Consider the following 24584-nt stretch of genomic DNA (forward strand, 5'->3'; position numbering starts at 1 on the left):
TCCCGGGCACCTGCGGCCCCGGCAGGCAGGGAGGCACCCGGCCGGGTAGCGAAATCGCCCGCATGACTTTTCCCAGCCCGCTCGCCCGCCGGCTTGGCGACCGCGTCGCCCGCGACGCGTTCCTGCACGACAGCGAGGTCTTCCTGACCAAGAGCGACGGCGACGTCGTCCAGCTCAGCGTCGGCGACCCCGACCTGCCGACGCCGCCACACATTCTCGAGGCGGCGCGCGCCGCCCTGGCGCCCGGCCTCGTGCGCTACACGCACTGGCAGGGGCTCGTCGAACTGCGCGCGGCCATCGCCGACCACCTGGCCCGTGACGTCGGCGTGCGCTACGCGCTCGAGGAGATCGTGGTCACGGCAGGCGCCGAGCAGGCGCTGTTCACCGCCCTGCTGGCGTTGGTCGGGCCCGGCGACGAGGTGCTCTTTGGCGATCCCTACTTCCACGCGCTGCCGCGCCTTGTCGCCATCGCGGGCGGGACGGCGGTGCCGGTGGCCACCGACGAGGCCGACGGGTTCGTGCTGCGGCCGGACGCCGTCGCCCGGCGCCTGGGGCCACGGGGCAAAGTGCTCGTGCTGGTCAGTCCTGCCAACCCCACCGGTGCGGTGCTCCCGCTGGAGGCGCTGGAGGGTCTGGCCCTGCTCGCCCGGCAGCACGATCTGGTGGTGATCAGCGACGAAGTCTACGGCCGGATCCTCTACGACGGCGCGACCCACCACTCCATCGCGGCGCTGCCAGGGATGCGTGACCGTACGGTCCTGATCGGCGGGTTCTCGAAGACGTACTCGATGACCGGGTTCCGGTTGGGCTACCTCGCGGCACCGGCCGACGTCGTCGCCGCGCTGCACAGCCTCAAGGAGCCCATGGACATCTGCGCCTCGGCCGTCGCCCAGCGGGCGGGCCTGGCGGCGCTGACCGGCCCCCACGACTTCCTTACCGACTACCTGCGGACCTACGACGCCCGCCGGCGGCTGCTCATGGACGCGCTGGACGCCATGGGCATTCCATATGCGCGCCCGCGGGGCGGCTTCTTCCTGTTCGCCAACGTCGCCCGGTTCGGTCTGCCCAGCGTCGACTTTTGCCGACGGCTCATCGTCGAGGCGCGCGTCGTGGTGTTCCCCGGCACGATGGCCAGCACCCGGGAGGGCTACGTGCGCATGTCGTGGTTGCAACCGGAGGCACGGCTGCGCGAGGGCCTGGCGCGCCTGCGCGCCTTCGTGGAGCGTCTGGGCCGGCCACCGGTCGGTGCGGAGGCGCAGCGATGAGCCGTCGTGGCGCGCGCGCGGCCGGCGCGCCGGCGCGCGCCCCCGGGCCTGCCCGTGCTGGCGTGTCGTCCCCGACGGTGGTCCCTGCCCAGGCGGGTGCGCGCGTGCGGGCGGCCGCGCCGTCCGACCTCTGCTTCACTCCGGCGGTGGCGCTGGCCCGTCTCTACCGCGCCCGCCGCGTCTCGCCGCTCGAGGTCACCGAGGCGGTGCTGGCGCAGGTCGACGCCGTCAACCCGCAGGTGAATGCGATCGTCACGCTGGCGCGCGAGCAGGCGCTGGCCGCCGCCCGGGCCGCCACCGCCCGCCTGCGGCGCGGTGCGGCGCTGCCGCCGCTGTTCGGCGTGCCCGTGACGATCAAGGACCTCACGCCCACCGCGGGCATCCGCACGACGTGGGGCTCGAAGGTCTACGAGCACCACGTGCCCGCCGAGGACGCCCTGGTGGTGCAGCGGCTGAAGGCCGCCGGCGCCATCGTCATCGGGAAGACCAACACCCCGGAGTTCGGCGCAGGCGGCAACACCTTCAACCCGGTGTTCGGTCCCACCCGCAACCCCTGGGACCCCACGCGCACCGCCGGTGGCTCCAGCGGAGGGGCCGCCGCGGCGCTGGCCACCGGCATGGGGCCGCTGGCCCAGGGCTCGGACCTGGGCGGGTCGCTGCGCGTCCCGGCGGCGTTCTGCGGCGTGGTCGGGTTCCGCACCACCGCGGGCTTGGTGCCGGTCTACCCCAGCGAGTTCGCCTGGGACACCCTGGCGGTTTCCGGCCCCATGGCGCGCACGGTGGCCGACGTGGCGCTCATGCTGTCGGTGATGGCCGGGCCCGACGACCGCGCCCCCCTGTCCTACGAGGTCGACACCGCGGCGTTCGTGCAGGCCGTGCGGGCGCCCTCGGTGCGCGGCTGGCGCGTGGCGTGGACGCCAGACCTGGGCGGGCTGCTGCCCGTCGACCCGGAGATCGCGGCGGCCGTGGAACGGGCGGCCACGGTCTTTCGGCGGCTGGGGGCGCGGGTGACCGCTGACGCGCCGACCATCGGCCTCGACGAGGTGGACGAGATCATGCTGGGGACGCGGGGCCCGTTCATGGTGGGGCTGCACGCCGACACGCTGGAGCGCTGGCGGCCGGTGATGACCCCGCACTTGGTCTGGAACATCGAGCAGGGGCTTACGCTCACCCCCCGGCAGATCGCCCAGGCCGAGCGCCGGCGTACCGCGCTGTGGCACCGCGTGCGGACGTTCATGGCCGACTACGACCTGCTGCTGCTGCCCACCACCCCGATCCCGCCGTTCCCGGTAGAGCAGCCGTATCCGACCGAGGTCGGCGGCCAGCGCATGCGCCACTACCTCCACTGGCTGTACCTGACCTACGCCATCACCCTGACCGGCCTGCCGGCGATCTCCGTGCCCTGCGGGTTCACGCGTGCGGGCCTGCCCATCGGTCTGCAGCTCGTGGGCCGGCGCCGCGCTGAGGCCGCGGTGCTGCGCGCGGCCGCCGCGTTCGAGGAGGCCGCGCCCTGGGCGCACCACATTCCTCCGCTCGCGCGGCCGGGGGTTTTGCGAGAGAGCGGACGCGATCCGCACGCTGTGGGCTGATCAGCGCTGTAGGCTGATTTGAGTGCCGGTCGCGGAGCACCTCACGTTCCCTCGGCCGGACTCGTGCCAGCGCGTCGGGGCGTGGTGCCCTGGGCGGGGCGCTCGCATTCCACGGGCTCGTGAGCATCCGCCGCCTGCTGGCGCGGGAGGCTGGTGCACCGCATGGGGGCCGGTGCACGGTGGGGCTGCGCCGCGTGGCCGCGCTCAGCGCGACGGCTCAGAATGCACGGGTCGGATTCCCAGCAGGTCCTGCAGCGCCTCCCGCCCCAGGAACGCCATGTCCATCAGCTCGTGGCTGGTGCCCTCAAGCAGCGCGATGCGTCGGGCGTCGTCGCGGGACCAGAGCAGCTGCCCGCGCAGCGCCGCACGCCGCACCCCGAGCGGTGCGGTGTTGAGCACGACGACCTCGACGGGCAGCCCGACCGCGGTCTCCAGCCGCGCGCTCAGGTCGAGCTGGACGGCCAGGGAGTCGAGCCGTGCCCCGGGGGGTGGCTCGACGAACACCGCGACGTCGATGTCCTCGAACGGCCGGTCCTCGACGAACGAGCCGAAGACATAGGCGAAGACCACCGTGGGATCGCGGGCCAGGACGGCGACAATGTGCTGGAGGCACCGCCGGCGTTCGTCGGGGGGCAGCGCGTGCAGCGTCCTGATGCCTGGGGACGACGTCATGGGTCGTCGCCACCTTCGCGCAGGATTATACGTCGAGGCGCCCGAGAGGAGCGAGCCGACCGCACCGCATCCATCGCCTGGAGCCCCGGCCGGAGAAAGCCGGTGGGCGGCGTTCATCGCTCCAGGAACGTCCGCGCCTCCCACAGCAGCGGGAAGAACTTCTTCCCCAGCGTCGAGCGCAGGTACTCGACGCCGCCCGAGCCCATGGCGTCGTACCCGTCGCCCATGACGCGGGCGACGGTCTTCTGCCCGGTCCCCGGCCGCGCGCCGATCATGCGCTCGACCATGAGGATGTGCCGGTGACGCCAGGCGCTCCACCGCTGGTCGTAGGCGATCATCGCCTCCAGGAGCTCGTCGAGGTCGGCCAGGGCGGCCTCGCGCTGGATGCGGATGGCCGTCTGGACGATCTCGGCGTCGCTGCCCGCCGGCAGCCCGCGGCGGCGCAGCACGCCCACGAAGGCGTCCCACAGGGTGGGTTCGGCCAGACGCCGGGCCAGCGCCGCGGCCTGCTCGGGCTCGTCGTCGAACGAGCGCAGGTACTGGGGTTCCTTGAGCCCTGAGAGGAACTCGATCTCGCGAAACTGTCGGCTCTGGAAGCCGCTGGCGGGCTTGAGCTCGTTGCGGAACTCCAGGAAGTCGTAGGGGCGCATGGTCTCGATGACGGCGAACGCGGCCCCCAGGCCGTCGACAATGGTGGTGGCACGGCGCAGCAGGCGGACGGCGGTGCCGAGGTCGTCGCGGTCGAGGGCCGCGCGCACCGACTCCAGTTCGAACAGCAGCAGCCGGAACCACAGCTCGAAGACCTGGTGGACGACGATGAACTGCAGCTCGTCGTGGGCCGCGGTCAGACGCTGCTGCAGGCGCAGCAGGTCGTCGACCTTGAGGTAGGCGCCGTAGGTGAGGGGGCCGCCTGGGGGCATGGCGCCCGGGCCCTACACGCCCAGCTCGTAGAGCTGCTCGTGCTGGAGCTGGAGGTCGTTGGTGGCCTGCCACAGGCAGGCGAGGGCCTTGCGCACGTTGCGCGCGGCGCACGGGGGCAGCGTCTCGCGGCGCGCCAGGGCCTTGAGGGCCTCGTACGCGGCCAGCAGGGCCTGCTCGTCGGCGTCCAGCGGCCGGCCCAGCAGATCGGTGGTGGTCATCGGTAATCCCCTCCCGCGTCATGCACCCGCCGCGCGGGCCCTGCGGCCGGCGCGACGGTGGTCAGCGGCGGCTCCTGCGGTGTCGTCGCGCACGGCGCCCCTAGCGGCGGTCGTACGCCGCCACCGGCCGGGCGTCGACCAGCCGTTTGGCCTTCAGCTCGAACCGCGGCAGCGTCCCGTGGTCGACCCGCTCCACGTTGAAGCGCAGCCCCTCGTGGGCGTCGGCCAGGTCGCGGGCCAGCCGCGCCTGCAGCGCCGGCCACTCGGCCTCGCGGCCGGGTTTGAGCTCCACCTTGATGGTGATCTCGTCCTGGATGTCGTCCTTGCGCCAGAGGTAGATCTGGAACTCGTCGATGGCGTCGTACTCGCGCACGATGGCCTCCACGGCCCGGGGGTAGACGTTGGTGCCGCGGACGAGCTTCATGTCGTCCCACCGGCCCCGAATCCCGCCGTCGTAGAGGTCGAACGTGCGCCCGCAGGTGCACGCCGTGTGCGGCACCTTGACCACCATGTCCTTGCTGCGGTAGCGCAGCAGCGGGATGAAGCCCCGGCCAAACGACGTCACCACCCGCTCGCCCAGTTCCCCGTAGCCCACGGGCTCACCGCTTGCCGGGTCGACGACCTCTTCGATGAAGTGGTCCTCGATGATGTGGGTGCCGCCCGGCTGGTGGCTGCACTCGAAGATCATGATGGTGCCGATCTCGGTCATGCCGGCGGTGTCGCCGCACTTGGCGCCCCACGCCTGCTCGAGCTGCCGCTTGACCGCGGGGATGGACCCGGCGGGCTCGCCGGAGACGATGAGCTTGTCGACCCGGCTGGCAGCCAGGTCGAGGCCCGCCTCGGTGGCCGCCTGCCAGAGGCGCAGGGCGTAGGTGGGCGTCGAGCACACGGTGGTGACACCCATCTCGACGATCTGCCGCACGCGGGCCTCGGTGGTCTGGGCCCCGCCAGGGATGACGAGAGCTCCGATCTTCTCGCAGCAGTAGTGAGCGCCCCAGAAGCCGATGAACGAGCCGTAGCCGAAGGCGAAGTAGACCACGTCCGCAGGCCGCACCCCAAAGCCCCAGAACCCGTAGCACCACATCTCCGCGATCCACTCCCAGTCCTTCATGCCGTCGAGCACCCGAATGGGCGTGCGGCCGCTGGTGCCCGAGGTGAGGTGGTAGCGGATGGCGTGGACGGGGTCGGTGGCCAGCAGGTCGCCGAACATCGGCTGGGCCACCTGCGCCTCCATCCACTCCTCGCGGGTCATGAACGGGATGCGCCGCAGGTCCTCCAGCGTGCGCAGCTGCTCCGGCCGGAACCTTGCGGCGTCGAACTTCCGCCGGTGGAAGGGGCTGCGGGCGTACGCCCACTCGCACAGGCGCCGCAGTTTGTGCAGCTGCAGCGCCTGCAGCTCCTCCCGCGGCATGGTCTCCGCTTTCGGGTTCCAGTACGGCGAGGTGCTCATCGCGGCTCACGCCCCACCAGTTCGCGCGCAATGACGATGCGCTGGATGTGGCTGGTGCCCTCGTAGATCTGCAGGCCCTTGACGTCGCGGAGGAGGCGCTCGACGGGGTACTCGCTGGAGTAGCCCCGCCCGCCGTGGATGAGGACGGCGTCGTTGGCGGCCCGCACGGCGGCCTCCGTGGCGAAGAGTTTGGCGATGGCTGTTTCCTTAGTGGTCCGGGCCCCCTGATCCTTCAGCCAGGCCGCCCGGTAGACCAGCAGGCGGGCCGCCTCCACGCTGGCCGCCATGTCGGCCAGGTGGCCCTGGATCATCTCGAAGTCGGCCAGGCGCTGCCCGAACTGGCGCCGGTCGCGGGTGAAGGCGATGCAGGCGTCCAGGCACGCCTGGGCCAGCCCCACGGCCCCGGCGGCGACGCCCAGGCGCCCGTGGTCGAGGGCCCCCATCGCCACCTTGAAGCCCTCGCCCTCGCCGCCCAGCAGGTGGTCTTTCGGCACCCGCACGCCGTCGAGCACGATGCGGGCGTGGTCGGCGGCCCGGTGCCCCAGCGGCACGCCCGGCATGGGCTCGCGCCGGAAGCCGGGCGTGTCGGTGGGCACCAGGAACGCGCAGATGCCCCGGTGGCGCAGCGCGCGGTCGCGCGTGGCGAAGACCACCGCCAGGTGGGCCAGGTTGCCGTTGGTGATCCAGAGCTTCTCGCCTCGCAGGACGTAGGCGTCGCCGACGTCCTCGGCGGTCGTCTCCAGCCCGGCGGCGTCCGAGCCGGCGTTGGGCTCGGTGAGGCAGTAGCACCCGATCCACTCGCCGCTGGCCAGCCGCGGCAGGTAGGCGCGCTTCTGCGCCTCGGTGCCCCAGTCCCGCAGGCACAGGCTCACCAGCCCGGCGTGCACCGCCAGGAAGCCGCGCACCGACGCGTCCACGCGGCCGAGCTCCTCGTAGACCAGCGCGAAGCTCACGTAGTCCATGCCGGCGCCACCGTACGCGGGGTCGATGGGGCCGGCCAGGAAGCCGAGCTCGCCCATGCGGCGGACGAGGTGCACGGGAAACCGGCCCTCCGCATCGGCCCGTCGGACGAGCGGGGCCACCTCCTCCTGGGCGAAGCGGCGCGCCCGTTCCTGGACCTCGCGCTGCGCGGGGGTGAGGGCGAAGTTCACGGCAGCACCGCGAACCCTTCCAGTTCGACCAGCGCCTCGTCGCGGAAGAAGCCGCTGACCTCGAACAGGGCCATGGCCGGGTAGTACCCGCCGAAGTACCGCCGGAACACCTCGCCCAGCGGGCGCAGGTGCGCCAGGTAGGCTTGGCGGTCGCGCACGAAGATGGTGAGCTTGGTGATGTGTTGCATGGTCCCGCCCGCGGCCTCGACCACCGCCTGCAGGTTCGTGAGCACCTGCTCGAACTGCGCCACGAGGTCGCCGGGCGCGACGATGCGGCCGGTGGCGTCGCTGGCGTCCTGGCCGGCCAGGAATAGCAACCGGCCGCCGGTGGTCACGATGCCGTGGCTGAACCCGCGGGGCGGCGGCAGGGTCGGTGGGTTGACGATCTGGCGTGCTGGCGAGTCGACGCTCACGACCTCGTGCTCCCTCCTCGTGCGGTCAGAGGCGGTTGCCTGCTGGACGGGCCGGACAGACCGCGGGCCAGCGCGCCGTCGTGCGCCCGACCCATCCAGCGGTGCATCGTACAGCGCCGCGCGCCGCCCTACCGCCCCACGACGTTCCCTACCGCCCGGCGAACTTTCCCTACCGCCCCACGAACTTCGGCTCGGTCTTCGCCTTGAACGCCTCATAGAAGAGGCGGTGGTCTTCGGCCATCAGCATCAGCGCCTGGGCCTGCGCTTCGGCCTCCAGCGCCGCGTCCAGGTCCATGTGCTGCTCGTGCAGGAGCATGCGCTTGGTCATCCCGATCGCCTGCGTCGGGCCGTCCGCGAGCCGACGCGCCCACGCGCGGGCGGTCGGCAGCAGGTCGTCGTGGGGCACCACGCGGTTGACCAGGCCGTAGCGCTCGGCGGTGGCGGCGTCGATCACATCGCCGAACAGCAGCAGCTCCGCCGCGCGGCCCGTGCCGACGAGCCGTGGCAGCAGGTACGCCGCGCCCATGTCGGCGCCGGTGAGCCCCACCTTGGTGAAGAGGAAGGCGAAGCGCGCCCGCTCGGAGGCCAGGCGCAGGTCGCTGGCCAGCGCCAGCACCGCGCCGGCACCGGCCGCCATGCCGTTGATGGCCGCGATGATGGGCCGGTCGAGCATGCGCATGGCGCGCACGACGGCGCCCGTCATGCGGGTGAACTCCAGGTGGCCGCGCACGTCGCGCCGGAGGAGCTCGCCGATGATCTCGTGCACGTCGCCGCCCGAGCAGAACCCCGCGCCGGCGCCGGTGAGGATCACCGTACGCACGGCCTCGTCGTACCGCAGGCCCTCCAGGAGGTCGCGCAGCTGCGCGTACACGGTGAAGGTGAGGGCGTTGAGGACTTGCGGGCGATCCAGGGTGATGGTCGCCACGCCGTCGGCCACCTCGTAACGGAACTCGTAATCCATCGCCGCCTCCTCCAGGGGTGCTGCGGCTGCCTCTCCCCGAGCCTCGACCGCGGGGCACGGGACCTACGGGGGCGTCGTCGCCGGCGCGCGGAGCCCGCAGCCCGGTCGGTCTCCCGGGGGCGCTGCGACTTCTTTCCGCCGGCCCGCGGGCGAGTCCTGTCGCGCGCCAGGGGTTCGACGGTCGCGGGGCGGTACGGGGTACGAGGCCGGTCGCCCGGTGGCCGCACGATGGGGGTCGCCCGGTGCTGGTGGGCACCCGGAGCATGACGCGTCGCAGGCGCGTTGAGCAGTTCTCTCGCGCAGTCGACGGTCACCCGCGCAGGGCCTACGCCGCGGCGACCTCGGGCGGGTCCATCAGGCACAGGTCCGCGCGGCCCGCAGCCAGGATCGTGTTGGCTTCGTCCGCTGTCACCACGTAGCCGCCGGCGAGCACGGGCACTCGCGCTTCGTTGCGCACGAGGTCTGCCAGGGCGGTGAGGAACCCGCGGCCGTAGGCCGGGTGCCCCTCGGGGGTCGTCTGCCCCGCTTGCACCCACACCAGGTCCGCGCCCGCCGCGACGAGGGCGCGGGCCGCGTTCACGGCGTCCTGGGGCTCCAGCCCGCCGGGCACGCAGTCGGAGGCGGAGAACGCCACCGCCAGCGGGCGGTCGGTCGGCCAGACCGCCCGCACGGCCGCCACGACTTCCAGGGGGTAGCGCAGCCGTGCGTCGATGGCCCCGCCGTACTCGTCGCTGCGCCGGTTCGTCAGCGGCGAGAGGAAACTCGCCAGCAGGTACCCCAGGCCGGCGTGCACCACCAGCAGGTCGAAGCCGGCGTCGGCGGCGCGGGCCGCAGCGGCAGCGAAGGCGTCGCGCACCGCGGTCATCGCCTCGCGCGTCATCGCCAGCGGCGTCTGGCAGTCCTTCCCGTACGGGATGGCCGATGCCGCCAGCACCGGCCACGCGCCCGCGCGCAGCGGACGGTCGAGCCCTTCGTGGCGCGGCCGCATGGCACCACGCCGCCCCGCGTGGCCGAGCACGATGCCCAGGGCGGCCGGGGTCTGCTGTCGTACCGCGCGGACGATCGCCTGCCAGGCCTCGGTGTGGAGGTTGGCGTAGAGCCCCGGGTCGCCGGGGGTGACCCGGCCGTCGGCGGCCACGGCCACGGGTTCGGTCAACACCAGCGCCGCGCCGGCCGCCGCGCGCCGCGCCAGCGCCGCGCGGTGCACCGCGCCGGGCAGCCCGCCGTGGGCGGCGTCGGTGGGGCGGCAGGCGAGCACGACGCGGTTGCGCAGGTGCACGCCGCGCAGCCGCAGCGGTACGAGCAGCGGTGGCGGTGCCACGAGCGGGGCCGGGGGCGCGATCGGTGCGGCCATGTCTTCACGGGAAGACCCGTCGACGCGCCCGCCCTCCGAGGCGCGGACAGCCGTTGGCGGAGGCTGTACGACCGCCTGGGGGGCCTGCGCGGCGAACCACCGGTCCACCGCCCCCACGAACTGCGGATCGCGCACCCGCAGCGCGTCGTACGAGACCCGCCCGCTGCGCGTCATCAGGTGGAAGGCGAACTGCGGCGGGGCCAGGTGCAGGTAGCGCCGCAGGTGCTCGAAGTAGGCCTGGCTCTCCGCCGCGGCCTGCTGCAGCGCCTCCACGGCGGGCCGGCGCGTCGCCTCGTACTCGTTGAAGGCCGCCTCGCGGTCGCGGTGGGCCTCGAAGGCGCGCGCGAGCGCCGCCGCGTCCTCCATGGCGAGCTTGGTGCCCGAGCCGATGGAGAAGTGCGCGGTGTGGGCGGCGTCCCCCAGCAGCACGACGTTGCGGTACCACCACGTCGCGCACCGCACCGTCACGAAGTTGATCCACCGGGAGTTGTTCGACAGCAGCGGCCGGCCGCCCAGGAAGTCGTCGAAGAGGCGCTGGCAGTAGGCCAGGCTCGTCGCCTCGTCGGCATCCGCCAGTCCCGCGGCGCGCCAGACGTCCTCGGCGCACTCCACGATGAACGTGCTGGTGGTGCCGTCGAACGGGTAGGCGTGCACCTGGAACAACCCGTGGGGACCCTCGCGGATGATGAACGTGAACGCGTCCAGCCAGCGCGTGGTGCCCAGCCAGATGTACCGCGCCCGGCCAACGTCCAGCGTGGGCTTGAAGGCCCGGGCGAAGGCCCGGCGCACCCCGCTGTTGACCCCGTCGGCCGCGATCACCACGTCGGCGTCCAGGTAGGGTGTGGGGTCGGCGATCTCCGCCCGAAAGCGCAGCTCCACGCCAAGCTCGTCGCACCGCCGCTGCAGGATCTCCAGGAGCGTCGTGCGTCTGATGCCCGCAAAGGGCTGGCCGCCGCAGCGCAGCACGTCCCCCCGGTAGTGGATGTCGATCACGTCCCACAGGACGAACCGGTCGGTGATCTCGCGGTAGGTCTTGAAGTCGGCTTCCTGGAAGCCGGCCAGCGTGCGCTCGGAGAAGACGACGCCCCACCCGTAGGTGGCGTCGGGCGGGTTGCGCTCGAAGACGGTCACCTGGCGGCGGGGGTCGGCCTTCTTGAGCAGCAGGGCGGCGTACAGCCCCGCGGGGCCGCCGCCGATGACCACGACCTTCACGGGGACCGGCACCTCATGCGACCACTTCGGCGAGGCGCTCGAGCTGACGCAGGTCGGCCACGGCGGGGAACAGCACGAGCTCGTGGCACCCGGCGTCGGCGTACCCCCGGATGAACTGCACGATCGCCTGCGGGGTGGTCAGCAGCGCCGCCGCGATCCGCTCGGCGAAGGGCCCGGTGAAGGTATAGTAGTCCTTCATATAGCGGATCCCCGCGTCGATGGTGGCGTCGTCGCCCAGCGCAAAGTACCCCTGGCCCCACAGCAGCGGCTCGCCCGGACGGCCGGCGTCGATCCAGGCGGCGCGGGCGCGGTCGGCGGCCCGGGCGAAGGCGCGCGGCGGGCCGCCACCGTGCACGTAGCCGTCGGCGTAGCGCGCCGCGCGGGCGAACGCCTCGTCGCTCAGCCCGCCGACCAGCAACGGTGGGCCCTGGGGTCGCAGCGCCCGCGGCACGGCCGGACTGCCTTCCCACAGCGTCCGCAGCGCTGCCAGCTGCTCGGAGAGCACACGGCCCCGGGTGCGGTGGTCGACGCCAGCCACGGTGTAGTCCTCGTGGCGCGCGCCCACGCCCAGGCCCACCACCAGCCGCCCGCCAGAGAGCGCGTCCAGCGAGGCCAGGCTCTTGGCCAGCAAAGCGGTGTTACGCAGTGGCGCCACCACGATCATCGTGGCCAGCCGCACCCGCCGGGTGACGGCGGCCGCGGCGCCCAGCGTCACCAGGGGCTCGAAGCTGTCGTAGGGCAGCCGGTCGATGACCCCCAGGCTGGAGAACGGCCCGGCGTCGGCGCGTTGCGCCCAGGCCAGCAGCAGGTCACCGGTCGCGCCGGGGATGCCGCTGGGCAGTCCGACCCCTACCTGCATGCGGATCTCCCGGCACGACGGTGCTGCCCACGCGGGTCACGGTGCCCGACCCCTACTTGCATGCGGACCTCCCGCACGGACCAGGTGTACTGCGCCCTCCACCGGGTCGCCCGGCGTGGCCACCAGCAGGGCATGCGGATCTCTCGCACGGGCCAGGTGTCCTGCCCCGGCACCACGGCAGTCCTGTCATGGGTCTGGCGGCCTGGTGTGGATATCTGCGGAGCCGTTGCCGGCCGCGACGGTACGACGGCGCATGGGGCGTTCGGTGCAGGTGGTGCATACGGTGCCTATGGTTCGCACAGGGGCCGGGTGGCTCCTGGCGAGCAGAGCGCCACAGCCTGCCAGAGCCCTGGGCCTTCCGCGCCAGGATGTCTGCGAGGACGAGCCGGGCGGCCCGGCGTCGCAGACGCGGTCCGGCCGGGCGGCGCCGGCGCCCGCGGCCGCACCGCCGGGAGCCGGGCTCACTCCTTGAGCGCGCCGGTCAACCCCGCCACGTAGTGCTCGACGAAGAAGGAGTACGCCAGCGCCACGGGGATCGAACCCAGCAGCGCGCCGGCCATCAGCGGGCCCCACTGGAAGACGTCGCCGGTCACCAGCTCGGTGGCCAGCCCCACCGGGATCGTCTTGCGCGCCGACGACGAGAGGAAGACCAGCGCGTACAGGTACTCGTTCCACGACAGCGTGAACGAGAAGATCAGGCACGAGAGGATCCCGGGCAACGCCAGCGGCAGCGTCACGTGCCGCATGACCTGGAAGCGGTCGGCCCCGTCGATCCGGGCACAGTCCTCCAGTTCCACAGGGATCGACCGGAAGTAGCCCATGAGCAGCCAGGTGGCGAACGGGATCAGGAACGTCGGGTAGCTCAAGATCAGGGCGCCCGGGTGGTCCCACAGGCCCAGGGCGTTGATCACCCGCGACAGCGGGATGAACAGGATTACCGGCGGCACCAGGTACGACAGGAAGATGGCCACGCCCAGGACCCCGGCGCCCCGGAACCGCAGCCGCTGGATCGCGTAGGCGGCCAGCAGGCTCGCCGCCAGCGAGAGGGCCGTCGAGCCCACGGAGATCACCAGGGTGTTCCACAGCCAGGGCAGGAACGACGTGCGCGCCAGCAGCGTCTCGAAGTGGGCCAGCGTGGGCCGCGCCGTCCACAGCTGGTTGATGGCGAGGTTGTAGAGGTCGCGGTTGGGCTTGATGGCCGTGACCAGCATCCAGTAGAACGGGAACAGCAGGAAGGCCAGGAACGCCCACAGCGGCAGGTAGAAGGTCAGGGTGCGGGTGACGAGGGCGCGGGGCATCTCAGTCTCTGCGCAGGTAGTGGTAGGCGACGGCCACCGACGCCAGCAGCACCGGCAGCATGAACCCCGAGATGGCCGCCCCCTCGCCGATGTAGCCGCCCTGGATCGCGCGCTGGTAGGCGAGCGTACCCAGCAGGTGGGTGGCGTTGGCCGGGCCGCCCTTGGTGACGATCCAGATCAGCTGGAAGTCGCCGACGGTCATGATGGTGGAGAAGACCGTCACCACGGCGGTCAGGGGCAGCAGCAGCGGCCAGGTGATGGCCCAGAACCTCTGCCAGGGGCCCGCGCCGTCGATGGCGGCCGCCTCGTAGAGGGTCGGCGAGACCGTCTGCAACCCGGCCAGCAGGCCGATGGCGAAGAACGGGATGCCGCGCCAGACGTTGGCTGCGATCAGCGACGCGCGGGCCAGCGTGGGATCGCCCAGGTAGTTGATGAAGCCCTCCACCAGCCCCACGCGCTTGAGCATCCACGTGATGACGCTGAACGTCCCGTCGTAGAGCCAGTAGAACACCAGCGCCGACAGCGACGTGGGCACGATCCACGGCAGCAGCATCACGGCCCGCACGAAGCGTTTGCCGGCGAACTCGCGGTTGACCAGCAGCGCCAGCAGGAAGCCCAGCGCGAGCTTCAGCACCACCGCCACGCCCGCGTAGAGGGCGGTGTTGAAGACCACCAGGCGGAAGACCGCATCGCCCAGGAGGTAGCGAAAGTTGGCCAGGGCGACGAACCGCCCCGGCGTGCCGATGGTGGCGTCGGTCAGACTGAGCCAGGCGCCCAGCGCGAAGGGGTAGGCCAGGAAGACCGCCAGCAAGCAGACGGCCGGGAACACCATCACCGGGCCCAGCACGTGGCGGTTCTCGAGTAGGCGGGCCAGCGCCGACTCACGCCGTGCCGCACCGACGGTGGTGGCGATCTCGACTCCGGCCATGGCGGCCTCCGGCGCGGCGGGCGGGAGTGGGTGCCGTCCGCCGCGCTCTCACTTCACGGGTCCCGTGCCCGCCCCGGCCCCGCCCGTGCGCTCATCCGCACCACCGTCGCAGGCACAAAGACCAGGCCCCCAGGCAGCGCGCCAGCCATTGTGGGCGGTGGCCTACGCCTGGTAGATCCTGCGCAGGCGGTCCTCCGCCGCTCGGATCGCGTCGCGCACGCTGCGCCGGCCCGTCAGCGCCTCGGCGAACATGTCGACGATGACGAACTCGGCCATGGCCCGGGCCGACCGCGGGCCGGGCGTCCCCTGGTAGGAGTGCGGCAGCATCCGGGCCACCGCGTCCCGGAACGGCAGCGCCTTGGGATCGGAGCGCCATACCGCCAGGCCGTTGTAGGCCCGCAGCGGATGGGTGACGTACCCCAGCATGGCGTTGATCCACCGACCGTACTGGGTGTCCTCCATCATGAACCGGAGGAACTCCTTGGCGGCGTTGGGGTACCGCGTGTACTTGAAGATGTACGCCTGGCTGAACAGGTGCAGTTCGGTGGGCCGCCCGACGGGCCCGATGGGGAAGTTCGCATGGTTCATGTCGCGGGCGATCTCGGGGAAGTCGTTGCGCGCGGCGAAGTAGATGCTGATGCCGTTGTTGGTCAGCGAGACCTCGCCCGCCAGGAACGCCCGGTTGTTGTGCGGGTCCAGCCAGCCGGCCACCCCCGGGATCATCGTCTCGTAGAGCTGGCGGCCGTACTCCAGCGCGTTGACGGTCTCGGGCGAGTTGATGGTGATCGTTTTGTTGTCGGGGCCGACGGCCTTGCCGCCGAAGGCCCACAGCAGCCAGTGGACCCAGACGTTGCCGTCGCCGACGGCCTTGCCCAGCGCGAACCCCGTGGGGTGGCCGCGGCGCCGCAGCGCCTGGCACAGGCGCAGGAACTCGTCGGTCGTCTTCGGGAACTTGGCCGGATCGGGGTCGAAGCCGGCTTCCTTCACCCAGGACTCGCGGTAGTTGATGGTCGCGCCCGGGGCGCCGATGGGGATGGCGATCCAGTGCTTGAGCTCCTGGCTGAAGCCGTACTGCGGGGCCACCGGGAACCAGCCGCCGTACTTGCGGCCCAGGTACTCGGCCAGGTCGGTGACCGGTACCAGTTTGTCGGCCCACAGGTGCGGTTCGTCGAAGAAGCCGATGACGATGTCGGGGCCGGCGCCGACGTTGGCCGCGGCGGCCGCCTTGGGCTGCACGTCGGTCCACGTCTCGCGCTCGATCGTCACCTGCACGCCGGTGCGGCGCGTGAATTCGGCAGCGTTCTGCTGGAACGTGGGCTCGTCGGTGCTGACGAACTGGGACCACCGCAGGACGCGCAGCGTGGCCCCGCGCTCGACCGGGAACGACAGGGTGAGCTCGGGGTTGTACGACCCCGGCGGGAGCTGCGCCGCCGCATCCTGCAGCAGCCCGCGCACGCCGAGGTTGGCGAGGGCGGCGCCGGCCAGCCCGGCTGCCCCCGCTTTCAACACCTGGCGGCGCGTCAGGCGTTCCTGCCCGGCACTGGGCACCTGGTCACGGGACATGACCTTCCGCCTCCCCTTGTGTCTCCCGGCCGCCCCGGCACTGGAGACGTCACCATGCCCGACGGCCAGTTCAGTGTCAGTATGGAACTTTGACGCTCGCCGCCGCGTTCCTACTCCGTCTTCTCGCCCGCCGGAGGGGCACCTTGCCCGCATGGGGGCGCCACGTCTGGGGCGATCAGGGGCGCTGGCTGCGCTTCCGTCGTCGGGGCGAGGCGTCCGCTGCGCTATGGGTCCACCGGAATCCTCGGACACCAAGGCCGTCCGCTCGGCGCCCAACCGGAGGACGTGCCTCCGCCGGCCCTACGCGTCCACCAGCAGCGGCACCTCGCGGTGGGGGAGGATCTCGCCGATGCGAGCCACCGGCGCCACCCCGCGCGCCCTGAGCGCCGCCTCGAGCAGGTCTGCGCGCGCGGGCGGCACGGCCAGCAGCAGGCCTCCCGACGTCTGCGCGTCGGCCAGCAGCAGGCGGGTGATCTCGTCGACCGCCGGCGCCCACCGGACCTTGTCGGCCAGCCACTCGAGGTTGCGCGCCGTGCCGCCGGCGATGGCGCCGGCGCGGGCCAGGTCGCGGGCGCCGTCGAGCACCGGCACCGCGTTGGCCACCACCCGGGCGGCGACGCCGCTCGCTGCGACCATCTCGTGGAGGTGGCCCAGCAGGCCGAAGCCGGTCACGTCGGTGGCGGCGTGCACGCCGACTTCCAGCATGGCCTCGGACGCGGCGCGGTTGAGCGTGGCCATGACCTGCACCGCGGCGTCCGCGACGTCTGGCGGGGTCTTCTCCTGCTTGATGCCGGTGGTGACGACGCCGATGCCGAGCGGCTTGGTGAGCACCAGCACGTCGCCGGGGCGCGCGCCGGCATTGGTGACGAACCGCGCGGGATGCACGAGCCCGGTGACCGCCAGCCCGTACTTGGGCTCCGGGTCGTCGATCGTGTGCCCGCCCACGATGAGCACGCCCGCCTCGGCGGCCTTGGCCGCGCCCCCACGCAGAATCTCGGCCAGCAGGTCCAGCGGCAGCTTCCGCGGGAAGCCCGCCACGTTCAGGGCGAGCAGGGGCTGGCCGCCCTTGGCGTAGATGTCCGAGAGGGCGTTGGCGGCGGCGATGAGCCCGAACGTGTACGGGTCGTCCACGATGGGCGTGAAGACGTCGACGGTCTGGATCAGCGCCAGGTCGTCGCGCAGCCGGTAGACGGCCGCGTCATCGTGGGCGCCGAACCCCAGCAGCAGGTTCGGGTCGTCGGGTCTGGGCAGGTGGCGCAACACGTACGCCAGATCGCCGGGCGGCAGCTTCGAGGCTCAGCCCGCGCAGGCGACCAGCGCCGTGAGCCGCACGCGCTCGCGCTGGGTCATGCGCCACCTCCTTTCCCCGCATCCTTCCGGCCTCTCCACAGATACGCCGGTGCACTCGCGTTGTGCAGCGCAAAGCGTATCCGGGCCCGTCTGCAGGCATTGCCGCCGACGGCGGGCAGAACCCCGGCCCGCCGGCTCGGCGTACCGGCCGATCGGAACAACGGCGGCGCGCCGGTCGTTCTTCCGGTATCATAACGAAGATGGGCGAGTTCGAGCTCCTCGAACATACTGCCGACGTGGGCCTGGTCGTGCGCGGGCGCACGCTGCGGGACCTGTTCGAGACCGCGGCGGAGGGCATGTTCTCCTTCCTCGTCGACCCCACCACGGTCGAGAACCGCGCGTGGCGGATGCGCCGGGTCGACGCCGAGGACGTCGCGGGCCTGCTCGTGGCCTGGCTGAACGACCTGCTCCTGCTGCTCAACGCCGAGGAGTTCGTCCCCAAGGCGTTCGTGGTGGACGAGATCTCGCCCACGCGGGTGCGCGCCACCGTGCACGGCGAGCCGGTCGACCCCGGTCGCCACCGGTTCCGCCTTGACGTGAAGGCGGCCACCTACCACGGGCTGGAGGTCCGGGAGACGCCCGAGGGGTGGACCGCCAAGATCATCTTCGACGTGTAGCAACGTGCCGGGCCGGGTGGTGGTCCCCGCGGTGGCCGTGGCCGCGCGGGACGACCGGTGTCGGGGGAGGTGCGTGATGGCGAGGGTGCGGGCGATGCCGGGAGCGTGCGCCATGGTGCGGGGCGCCGCGGTGCTCGCGGTGCTCGTGGTCGGAAGCCTCGTCGCCCAGGCCGCCGGTGCACCGGCGGAGCAGCCCGTGCGCGGCGGCGTGCTCCGGGTCGCGCACACCGGCGAGCCGCCGACGCTGGACCTGCACTGGACCACCGGCGCGCCGACGCAGGACGTCGCCATTCACCTCTTCGAGGGGCTCTTCGCGCTCTCGGCCCGCTACCAGGCGAAGCCCCTGCTGGTAGACCGCTGGAGCATGACTTCCGACCGGCGCACGTACACGTTCGCGCTGCGCCGTGGGGTGCTGTTCCACCACGGCCGGGAGCTCGTCGCCGACGACGTGGTGGCGTCGCTGCAGCGGTGGGGCCGTCTGGCCGCCCGGGGCCGCGAGCTGTTCCGCGACGTCGTGGAGCTCGTCGCCGTTGACCCCTCGACGGTGCGCCTCCGGCTGCGCGAGGCCAACGGGCTCGTGCCGCTCGCCCTGGCCATCCCCAGCCAGGGCGCGGTGATCTACCCCCGCGAGGTGGTGGAGGAAGCCGGCAGCGGGCCCATCCGCCGCCTCATCGGTACCGGGCCCTACCGCTTCGTCGAGCATACACCCGACGTGCGCATCCGCCTCGAGCGCTTCGACCGCTACCGCCCCCGCGACGACCCGCCCGACGGCCAGGCCGGCCGGCGCGAGCCGTACCTCGACGCCATCGAGTTCCTCCCCGTGCCCGACGCCTCCGTGCGCATCGCCGGCGTGCAGCGCGGCGACTACCACTTCGCCCACTCGATCCCCACCGACGAGTACCCACGGCTGGCAGCGGTGCCGACCGTGCGGCCGCTGGTGATCACCACGCCGCAGTGGGCCGGCTTCGTGTTCAACCACCGCAGTCCGCTGACCGCCAACCGGGCCCTGCGCCGTGCCGTCGTGGCCGCGCTCGACGAGGAGGCGATCCTGCGCGGGGTCTACGGTCCGCGCCAGTTCTGGCGGACGACGCCCTCGTTCTTCCCGCCCGAGCATCCCCTGTGGACGCCCGCCGGCGGCGAGATCTACCGGGCGCGCGGGCCGGCGGCCGCACGGCCCTGGCTGGAGGCCGCGGGCTACCGCGGGCAGCCGCTGCGATGGATGGCCAGCAGCGAGATGCCCCACCACCTGACCGCGGCGACGATCGCCCGCAGCCAGCTGGAGCAGGCCGGCATCGCCGTGGATTTGCAGGTGATGGACTGGGCCACGCTCGTGCAGCGGCGCAGCCGCCCCGAGGGCTGGGACGTGTTCACCACGACGTTCGGCTTCGTGCCCGACCCGGTCTTCCTGCTGCCGCTGCTGCCCTCGTGGCCGGGGTGGTACGACGACCGGGAGATGGCGGCCCTGCTGCGGCTGCTCACCCGGCACGTCGACCCTGCCGTGCGCGCGGCGCTGTGGGCCCGGGCGCAGGCGCGCTTCTACGACCAGGCGGTGGCGGTGCGGCTGGGTGACTGGTTCCCCCTGCAGCTTTACCGCGCCGAACTGCGGGGCGTGGTCGGCGGCCCGGGCACTTACCACTGGAACGTGTGGTTCGCACGGCACCCCTGAGCGCCGCCCGCCCTGCGCAGCCACAGAGAGGAGGCACACCGATGCGACCCGAGATCGTGCCAGGCGCGACGTTCCCCGACTACGAGCTGCCCGACCACACCGGCACGCGGCGGCGACTCTCGGAGCTGCAGGGGCGAGACGCGCTGATCCTTGTGCTGGCCCGCGGGCACTACTGCCCCAAGGACTTCCACCAGCTCAAGGGCTACGTGGCGTTCTACCCCGAGCTGCGGGTCGGCTATACGCGGCTGGTGACCATCACCACCGACCACCTGCCCGAGCTCAACGAGCTGCGCGACAAGCTGGGCGCCCCCTGGCCGTTCCTCGCCGACCCCATGCGCACGGTCCAGAAGGATCTCGACATCCAGGAGTACACCGATCCGCGCCACGACCCCATGATCCCGTACACCTTCGTGCTGGCCCCGGGCCTGGTGATCTTCAAGATCTACAACGGCTACTGGTACTGGGGCCGGCCCTCGCCCGAGGACCTGCGGCGCGACCTGCGCGAGCTGTTTCAGCAGATTCGTCCCGACTGGAACATCGACACACCCGAGATGAAGGCAGCGTGGGCGCGCGGGGAGCGCGAGCGGTTCTTCCCCTACCGGGCGGCGCCGAAAGGCTGACCGGCGTGTGCGCGGTGCACCCCTAGCCCGACCCCTCTAGCCGCAGCCAGCGGGCGGCTGCCTGCAGGGCGTCGGCCACCGCCGTGGCGTCGCGCAGGTGCGCGAACGGGACCGGCGCTGTGGGCGCGTCGCCAGCCTCGCGCAGCGGGCGTTGCCACCAGCCCACGTCGTGCCAGCGGCCGAGTTTGAACCCGACGTTGCGGTAGACGCCGACCGGCACGAACCCCATCGCCTCGTGCAGCCCCACGCTGGCGGGGTTGGGCAAGCCGATCCCTGCGAAGGCGTTGTAGAACCCCTGCAGGCGGAGGATCTCCAGCAATGCCGCGTAGAGGGCGCGCCCGACGCCGCGGCGCCGGACCGTCGCGGCCACGTAGATCGACACGTCGACGGACCACTGGTAGGCTGCGCGGGTGCGGTGCGGGCTCGCATAGGCGTAGCCCAGGACGCCGCGCTGTGGGGCGCAAACGATCCAGGGGTAGCGCTGCAGCGTCGTGCGGATGCGGTGGGCCATCTCGGCCACCGACGGCGGGTCGACCTCGAACGAGATGGCGGTTTCGCGGACGATCGGCGCGTAGATCGCGCAGATCGCCGGGGCGTCGTCGCGGGTGGCGATGCGCAGCGCGGCCATGACACTCTGTTCGGTGGGCGGGCGCGGTGAGTCCTGCGGGCAGGTGTCGGCGTCGCGAGTTCTCGCGAGGCTTTCGCCCGGGCTTGACAGCCTGGCAGGGCGTGCTACCATGAGCGCAAGTCGAAAGCGTACACTCCACGGGCCGTGACGCCCGCGCCGCCACTGCTGGCGCGGGCGTCGTGCGTTCGAGGGGGAGGGGTGGTCTGCGCGCCCGGGCCGCGACGCCCGTTGCGGACCCGGGCGTTGCTGTGCGCGCACGCGGCGCGGCGTCGGACGGGGTCACGGCGCACCCGCCGCGCCGCGCGGACCACGGAACGCGAACCACGGAGGTGGCGCGATGGCGATCCAACCTGCCGATACGGCGTGGATGCTGGTGGCGACGGCGCTGGTGCTGCTCATGACCCCCGCCCTGGGCTTCTTCTACGGCGGCCTGGTCCGCGCCAAGAATGCGCTCAACACGCTGATGATGAGCGTGGTGGCCCTGGGCGTGGTGGGCGTAGTCTGGGCGGTGCTGGGGTACTCGCTGGCGTTCGCCGAGGGTGGCCCGTGGCTGGGCGGCCTCTCGAAGGCGTTCCTGCGCGACGTGGACCTGGCGCCCCAGGGCACCATCCCTCAGCTCCTCTTCATGGCCTATCAGGGCACCTTTGCCATCATCACCGCGGCCCTGATCTCCGGCGCCATCGTCGAGCGCATGCAGTTCCGCGCCTACGTAGCGTTCCTCGGCCTGTGGGCACTGGTGGTCTACGCGCCGGTAGCGCACTGGGTCTGGGGCGGCGGGTGGCTCGCGCGCCTGGGGGCGCTCGACTTCGCCGGCGGCACGGTCGTCCACGTCAACGCGGGCGCGGCGGCCGCGGTGGCGGCGTTGGCGCTGGGCGCGCGCAAGGACTACGGGCGCCAGGCGATCCTGCCCCACAACGTGCCGTTCACGCTGCTGGGTGCGGGCCTGCTGTGGTTTGGCTGGTTTGGCTTCAACGGCGGCAGCGCGCTGGCGGCCAACGCCAGCGCGGCGCTGGCCTTCGTCAACACCATGCTGGCGCCGGCGGCCACCCTTGTGGTCTGGACGCTACTCGACCTCGTCCGCACCGGACGCGCCACGGCGGTGGGTGCGGCGACCGCCATCGTCGTGGGCCTGGTGGCCATCACGCCGGCTGCCGGCTTCGTCGGCCCGATGGCGGCGCTCGCGCTCGGAGGTGCTGCCGCGGTCCCCAGCTACGGCGTCATCCTCTGGCGGGCGCGCACACGGCTCGACGACTCCCTCGACGTGCTCGCTGCGCACGGTGTGGGCGGCACCGTGGGCGCGCTGCTGACCGGCGTGCTGGCCCACAAGGTCTGGAACGGCACCGCCAATGGCCTGCTGTTCGGCAACCCGCTGCAGCTGGGCGTGCAGGCCGTGGCGGTGCTCGCGGCTGCGGCTTACAGCGCTGCGGGGACGTTCGTGCTGCTGAAGCTGGTGGGCGCGCTGCTGCCGCTGCGCGTGGCGGATCCCGACGAGGAAGGCGTGGGGCTCGACGTGAGCCAGCACGGCGAGGAGGCGTACACGACCGGGGAAGGCGCCATCCTGGTGCTGTCCGAGCCGGCACCGCCTGCGCCGGCACCGGCGCCGTCGCCCGCGGGGAGCCAGGCATGAGGCCGGCAGACGCCGTGCCACACGAGGAGTCGGAGGGAAACCGGGGATGAAACTGGTGGTCGCCGTCGTCCGTCCCGAGAAGCTGACCGCGGTGCTGGAGGCGCTGTTCCACGCCGAGGTCCGCGGGTTGACCATCAGCCGCGTGCAGGGCCACGGCGGCGAGATCGAGCGCGTCCAGACCTACCGCGGCACCACGGTGAAGATGGAGCTGTCGGAGAAGGTGCGGTTGGAGATCGGCGTCTCCGACCACTTCGTCGAGCCCACCGTGCGGGCCATCCTCGAGGCAGGCCGGACCGGCGCCGTGGGCGACGGGAAGATCTTCGTGCTGCCGGTGGAGAAGGTCTACCGCATCCGCACCGGTGAGCAGGACGAGGCCGCGGTCACGCCGGTCGCAACGGTCGGTTCATAGGCGGGCTGCCGCAGCGTGGGAAGGGCCCGTGCGCTGGCCTGGTTCTTTTTGAGACCGGCCAAGCCCCGTACCGGTCCCGGTCCCGACATGGTGTCGTGGCATCCTTCCTTGGGCCTCCCGCTGGGAACGGCGAGCTGTCTGGAAGGCGAACTGGCGGACCTGTGGTGAGCTGGTGCGAGAGGGTTGTCGTCCGCGCGGCCGGATGCTAGTATCGATCGCGATATCGTCAGCATAGCGGCGATGACGGAGACGAGTAGGCGCGGCGCCGCCTGAGGAGAGAGCCGGCGGGCGGTGCGAGCCGGTCGGGCCCGCGACCGAATCCCCTCCTGAGCGGCAGACGATGCCGGCCCGGTGCGCTGGAGGCCGGCCGAAGTCCCCGGGTTGCGCCCGTGACAGCGCGTACGAGGGCCCGGTGGGCCGCGCGGCATCGGTCGCGGCGGCGCGTGATGTTGTGCGGACCGTACGCGCGGATCCCGGGAACGCGAGTGGCACCGCGGGGAGTACCCCGTCTCGAGCGCGAGGCGGGGTGTTTTGTTTAGGGCTTCACAGGAGGTGACCCGTGCAGCAGTACCTGTTGATCCCAGGCCCCACGCCGCTGCCCGAGGAGGTCCTGCGGGCCGGCGCCCGGCAGATGATCAACCACCGCGATCCCGAGTTCGGCCGGCTGCTGGCCGAGATCCTGGCAGCGCTGCGGCGGGTCTTCATGACCCGTCACCCCGTCATCCCCTTCGCGGCGTCGGGCACCGGCGGGCTCGAGGCGGCGCTGGTGAACCTGTGCTCGCCCGGCGACGAGGTGGTGGCGGTCTGCGCCGGGGCGTTCGGCGAGCGGTTCGCCGCCATCGCGGAGGCCTTCGGCCTGCGCGTGCGGCGCATCGAGGTGCCGTGGGGGCAGGCGGTCGATCCCGAGGCGGTGCGCGCGGCCCTGCACGCGACGCCGCGGGCCAGGGCGCTGCTGGTCACCCACAACGAGACGTCGACCGGTGTGCGGCAGGACCTGCAGGCGATCGCCGAGGCGGCGCGCGGCCACGACGCGCTGCTGCTCGCCGACGCCGTCAGCTCGCTGGGTGCCGTGGAGCTGCGCGCCGACGCCTGGGGGCTCGACGTCGTCATCACGGGATCGCAGAAGGCGCTGATGGCGCCGCCGGGCCTGGCGCTCGTCAGCGTCTCCGAGCGGGCGCAGGCCGCCATGCAGACGGCGCGGCTACCGCGCTTCTACTGGGCGTTCGACCGCATGCTGGCCGAGCTCGGTGATGCAGAAGCCTACACGCCGTTCACGCCGGCGATCGGCACCCTCTACGCGCTGCGCGAGGGCCTGCGCCTGGTCGAGGCCGAGGGGCTGGAAGCGCGCTGGGCGCGGCACCGCCGCACCGCGCGCGCGGTGCGGGCGGGCCTGCGGGCCCTGGGGCTGCGGATCGTACCCGACGAGGCGGTGGCCAGCGAGACGGTGACGGCGGTCTGGCTGCCCGACGGGGTCGCGGCCGCGGCGCTGCTGGAGCGCCTGCGGGTCGAGCACGGGGTGACGCTCAGCGGCGGCCAGGGACAGTTCCGGGGCAGGATCGTGCGGTTCGGGCACCTGGGGTGGGTGCCCGACGAGGCCGTGCTGGCGGGGCTGGCGGCCCTCGAGGCGGTGCTGCCGCAGGTGGGCGGGCCGGCCGTCCGGGGCGCGGTGGCTGCCGCCCGCGAGGCGCTGGCGGGCGCGCCGGCGTGACCGATCAGGGGCACAGGATCGCCAGGCACCAGGCGCACGCGCAGCCAGGGGGTGCGCCCGGGGCGCGATCTGCGGGGTATGGAGGCACCAGGTGCGCATGGAGAC

The 24584-nt window shown here is 72.6% G+C and carries 22 protein-coding genes; 8 read left to right on the forward strand and 14 right to left on the reverse strand.

Going from position 1 to position 24584, the window contains the following annotated elements:
- Nucleotides 1-62 precede the first annotated feature (62 nt).
- Together QN157_05200 and QN157_05205 are read left to right on the forward strand one after the other, a co-directional pair.
- Nucleotides 63-1265: an aminotransferase class I/II-fold pyridoxal phosphate-dependent enzyme gene (locus QN157_05200; GenBank protein MDR7554986.1), complete on the forward strand. Its 1203-nt coding sequence runs from the start codon at nucleotides 63-65 to the stop codon at nucleotides 1263-1265.
- Entirely contained in the window at nucleotides 1262-2854 is a 1593-nt protein-coding gene (locus QN157_05205) for an amidase (GenBank protein ID MDR7554987.1), read from the forward strand. The genes QN157_05200 and QN157_05205 overlap by 4 nt, the downstream gene beginning before the upstream one ends.
- Before the next feature lie 204 nt (nucleotides 2855-3058).
- Here the strand turns inward: QN157_05205 and QN157_05210 are convergent, their stop codons facing one another.
- The 13 genes from QN157_05210 to selD form a co-directional block, all read right to left on the reverse strand.
- On the reverse strand, nucleotides 3059-3526 hold the full coding sequence (locus tag QN157_05210) for a nucleotidyltransferase domain-containing protein (protein MDR7554988.1): 468 nt from the start codon (nucleotides 3524-3526) through the stop codon (nucleotides 3059-3061).
- Nucleotides 3527-3639: 113 nt separating this feature from the next.
- A complete protein-coding gene (locus QN157_05215) occupies nucleotides 3640-4446 on the reverse strand; it encodes a tryptophan 2,3-dioxygenase family protein (protein ID MDR7554989.1) in 807 nt (268 codons plus the stop codon).
- 12 nt (nucleotides 4447-4458) lie between these two features.
- Entirely contained in the window at nucleotides 4459-4665 is a 207-nt protein-coding gene (locus QN157_05220) for a hypothetical protein (GenBank protein MDR7554990.1), read from the reverse strand.
- Between the two features lie 100 nt (nucleotides 4666-4765).
- Nucleotides 4766-6115: a phenylacetate--CoA ligase family protein gene (locus QN157_05225; GenBank protein ID MDR7554991.1), complete on the reverse strand. Its 1350-nt coding sequence runs from the start codon at nucleotides 6113-6115 to the stop codon at nucleotides 4766-4768.
- Entirely contained in the window at nucleotides 6112-7266 is a 1155-nt protein-coding gene (locus QN157_05230; protein MDR7554992.1) for an acyl-CoA dehydrogenase family protein, read from the reverse strand. The genes QN157_05225 and QN157_05230 overlap by 4 nt, the downstream gene beginning before the upstream one ends.
- Entirely contained in the window at nucleotides 7263-7679 is a 417-nt protein-coding gene (locus tag QN157_05235) for a RidA family protein (protein MDR7554993.1), read from the reverse strand. The genes QN157_05230 and QN157_05235 overlap by 4 nt, the downstream gene beginning before the upstream one ends.
- A 169-nt stretch (nucleotides 7680-7848) precedes the next feature.
- A complete protein-coding gene (locus QN157_05240) occupies nucleotides 7849-8640 on the reverse strand; it encodes an enoyl-CoA hydratase family protein (GenBank protein MDR7554994.1) in 792 nt (263 codons plus the stop codon).
- Between the two features lie 325 nt (nucleotides 8641-8965).
- Nucleotides 8966-11206 carry an FAD-dependent monooxygenase gene (locus QN157_05245; protein ID MDR7554995.1) on the reverse strand — a complete coding sequence of 747 codons (2241 nt, stop codon included), beginning with the start codon at nucleotides 11204-11206 and terminating at the stop codon, nucleotides 8966-8968.
- 13 nt (nucleotides 11207-11219) lie between these two features.
- Complete coding sequence (locus QN157_05250) at nucleotides 11220-12065, reverse strand: LLM class flavin-dependent oxidoreductase (protein ID MDR7554996.1); 846 nt, start codon at nucleotides 12063-12065, stop codon at nucleotides 11220-11222.
- A gap of 461 nt (nucleotides 12066-12526) precedes the next feature.
- Nucleotides 12527-13363, reverse strand: coding sequence for a carbohydrate ABC transporter permease (locus tag QN157_05255; protein ID MDR7554997.1), 837 nt, complete (start codon nucleotides 13361-13363; stop codon nucleotides 12527-12529).
- A gap of 1 nt (nucleotide 13364) precedes the next feature.
- On the reverse strand, nucleotides 13365-14291 hold the full coding sequence (locus QN157_05260; GenBank protein ID MDR7554998.1) for a sugar ABC transporter permease: 927 nt from the start codon (nucleotides 14289-14291) through the stop codon (nucleotides 13365-13367).
- Between the two features lie 162 nt (nucleotides 14292-14453).
- Nucleotides 14454-15854 carry an extracellular solute-binding protein gene (locus QN157_05265; GenBank protein MDR7554999.1) on the reverse strand — a complete coding sequence of 467 codons (1401 nt, stop codon included), beginning with the start codon at nucleotides 15852-15854 and terminating at the stop codon, nucleotides 14454-14456.
- Between the two features lie 300 nt (nucleotides 15855-16154).
- Nucleotides 16155-17204 carry a selenide, water dikinase SelD gene (gene selD / locus QN157_05270; GenBank protein ID MDR7555000.1) on the reverse strand — a complete coding sequence of 350 codons (1050 nt, stop codon included), beginning with the start codon at nucleotides 17202-17204 and terminating at the stop codon, nucleotides 16155-16157.
- 200 nt (nucleotides 17205-17404) lie between these two features.
- On the opposite strand from selD, the gene QN157_05275 reads away from it, so the two are divergent.
- The 3 genes from QN157_05275 (at nucleotide 17405) to QN157_05285 (ending at nucleotide 20107) form a co-directional block, all read left to right on the forward strand.
- Nucleotides 17405-17821 carry an archease gene (locus tag QN157_05275; protein MDR7555001.1) on the forward strand — a complete coding sequence of 139 codons (417 nt, stop codon included), beginning with the start codon at nucleotides 17405-17407 and terminating at the stop codon, nucleotides 17819-17821.
- A gap of 76 nt (nucleotides 17822-17897) precedes the next feature.
- On the forward strand, nucleotides 17898-19487 hold the full coding sequence (locus QN157_05280) for an ABC transporter substrate-binding protein (GenBank protein ID MDR7555002.1): 1590 nt from the start codon (nucleotides 17898-17900) through the stop codon (nucleotides 19485-19487).
- A 41-nt stretch (nucleotides 19488-19528) separates the two neighbouring features.
- On the forward strand, nucleotides 19529-20107 hold the full coding sequence (locus tag QN157_05285) for a redoxin domain-containing protein (GenBank protein ID MDR7555003.1): 579 nt from the start codon (nucleotides 19529-19531) through the stop codon (nucleotides 20105-20107).
- A gap of 22 nt (nucleotides 20108-20129) precedes the next feature.
- Here the strand turns inward: QN157_05285 and QN157_05290 are convergent, their stop codons facing one another.
- On the reverse strand, nucleotides 20130-20735 hold the full coding sequence (locus QN157_05290) for an N-acetyltransferase family protein (protein MDR7555004.1): 606 nt from the start codon (nucleotides 20733-20735) through the stop codon (nucleotides 20130-20132).
- A gap of 337 nt (nucleotides 20736-21072) precedes the next feature.
- Between QN157_05290 and QN157_05295 the strand changes: the two genes are divergently transcribed.
- The 3 genes from QN157_05295 (at nucleotide 21073) to QN157_05305 (ending at nucleotide 24479) form a co-directional block, all read left to right on the forward strand.
- Complete coding sequence (locus QN157_05295) at nucleotides 21073-22362, forward strand: ammonium transporter (protein MDR7555005.1); 1290 nt, start codon at nucleotides 21073-21075, stop codon at nucleotides 22360-22362.
- Nucleotides 22363-22408: 46 nt separating this feature from the next.
- Complete coding sequence (locus tag QN157_05300; GenBank protein ID MDR7555006.1) at nucleotides 22409-22771, forward strand: P-II family nitrogen regulator; 363 nt, start codon at nucleotides 22409-22411, stop codon at nucleotides 22769-22771.
- Nucleotides 22772-23330: 559 nt separating this feature from the next.
- Nucleotides 23331-24479: an alanine--glyoxylate aminotransferase family protein gene (locus tag QN157_05305; protein MDR7555007.1), complete on the forward strand. Its 1149-nt coding sequence runs from the start codon at nucleotides 23331-23333 to the stop codon at nucleotides 24477-24479.
- Nucleotides 24480-24584: the final 105 nt, after the last annotated feature.

Source organism: Armatimonadota bacterium, assembly GCA_031459855.1.
Lineage (GTDB): Bacteria > Sysuimicrobiota > Sysuimicrobiia > Sysuimicrobiales > Humicultoraceae > Fervidifonticultor > Fervidifonticultor primus.

Excerpts from the sequence above, each read along its gene's own strand:
- QN157_05200 (MDR7554986.1), top strand. The coding sequence starts at position 63 with ATGACTTTTCCCAGCCCGCTCGCCCGCCGGCTTGGCGACCGCGTCGCC.
- QN157_05205 (MDR7554987.1), top strand. The coding sequence starts at position 1,262 with ATGAGCCGTCGTGGCGCGCGCGCGGCCGGCGCGCCGGCGCGCGCCCCC.
- QN157_05210 (MDR7554988.1), bottom strand. The coding sequence starts at position 3,526 with ATGACGTCGTCCCCAGGCATCAGGACGCTGCACGCGCTGCCCCCCGAC.
- QN157_05215 (MDR7554989.1), bottom strand. The coding sequence starts at position 4,446 with ATGCCCCCAGGCGGCCCCCTCACCTACGGCGCCTACCTCAAGGTCGAC.
- QN157_05220 (MDR7554990.1), bottom strand. The coding sequence starts at position 4,665 with ATGACCACCACCGATCTGCTGGGCCGGCCGCTGGACGCCGACGAGCAG.
- QN157_05225 (MDR7554991.1), bottom strand. The coding sequence starts at position 6,115 with ATGAGCACCTCGCCGTACTGGAACCCGAAAGCGGAGACCATGCCGCGG.
- QN157_05240 (MDR7554994.1), bottom strand. The coding sequence starts at position 8,640 with ATGGATTACGAGTTCCGTTACGAGGTGGCCGACGGCGTGGCGACCATC.
- QN157_05250 (MDR7554996.1), bottom strand. The coding sequence starts at position 12,065 with ATGCAGGTAGGGGTCGGACTGCCCAGCGGCATCCCCGGCGCGACCGGT.
- QN157_05255 (MDR7554997.1), bottom strand. The coding sequence starts at position 13,363 with ATGCCCCGCGCCCTCGTCACCCGCACCCTGACCTTCTACCTGCCGCTG.
- QN157_05260 (MDR7554998.1), bottom strand. The coding sequence starts at position 14,291 with ATGGCCGGAGTCGAGATCGCCACCACCGTCGGTGCGGCACGGCGTGAG.
- QN157_05265 (MDR7554999.1), bottom strand. The coding sequence starts at position 15,854 with ATGTCCCGTGACCAGGTGCCCAGTGCCGGGCAGGAACGCCTGACGCGC.
- QN157_05275 (MDR7555001.1), top strand. The coding sequence starts at position 17,405 with ATGGGCGAGTTCGAGCTCCTCGAACATACTGCCGACGTGGGCCTGGTC.
- QN157_05280 (MDR7555002.1), top strand. The coding sequence starts at position 17,898 with ATGGCGAGGGTGCGGGCGATGCCGGGAGCGTGCGCCATGGTGCGGGGC.
- QN157_05285 (MDR7555003.1), top strand. The coding sequence starts at position 19,529 with ATGCGACCCGAGATCGTGCCAGGCGCGACGTTCCCCGACTACGAGCTG.
- QN157_05290 (MDR7555004.1), bottom strand. The coding sequence starts at position 20,735 with ATGGCCGCGCTGCGCATCGCCACCCGCGACGACGCCCCGGCGATCTGC.
- QN157_05295 (MDR7555005.1), top strand. The coding sequence starts at position 21,073 with ATGGCGATCCAACCTGCCGATACGGCGTGGATGCTGGTGGCGACGGCG.
- QN157_05300 (MDR7555006.1), top strand. The coding sequence starts at position 22,409 with ATGAAACTGGTGGTCGCCGTCGTCCGTCCCGAGAAGCTGACCGCGGTG.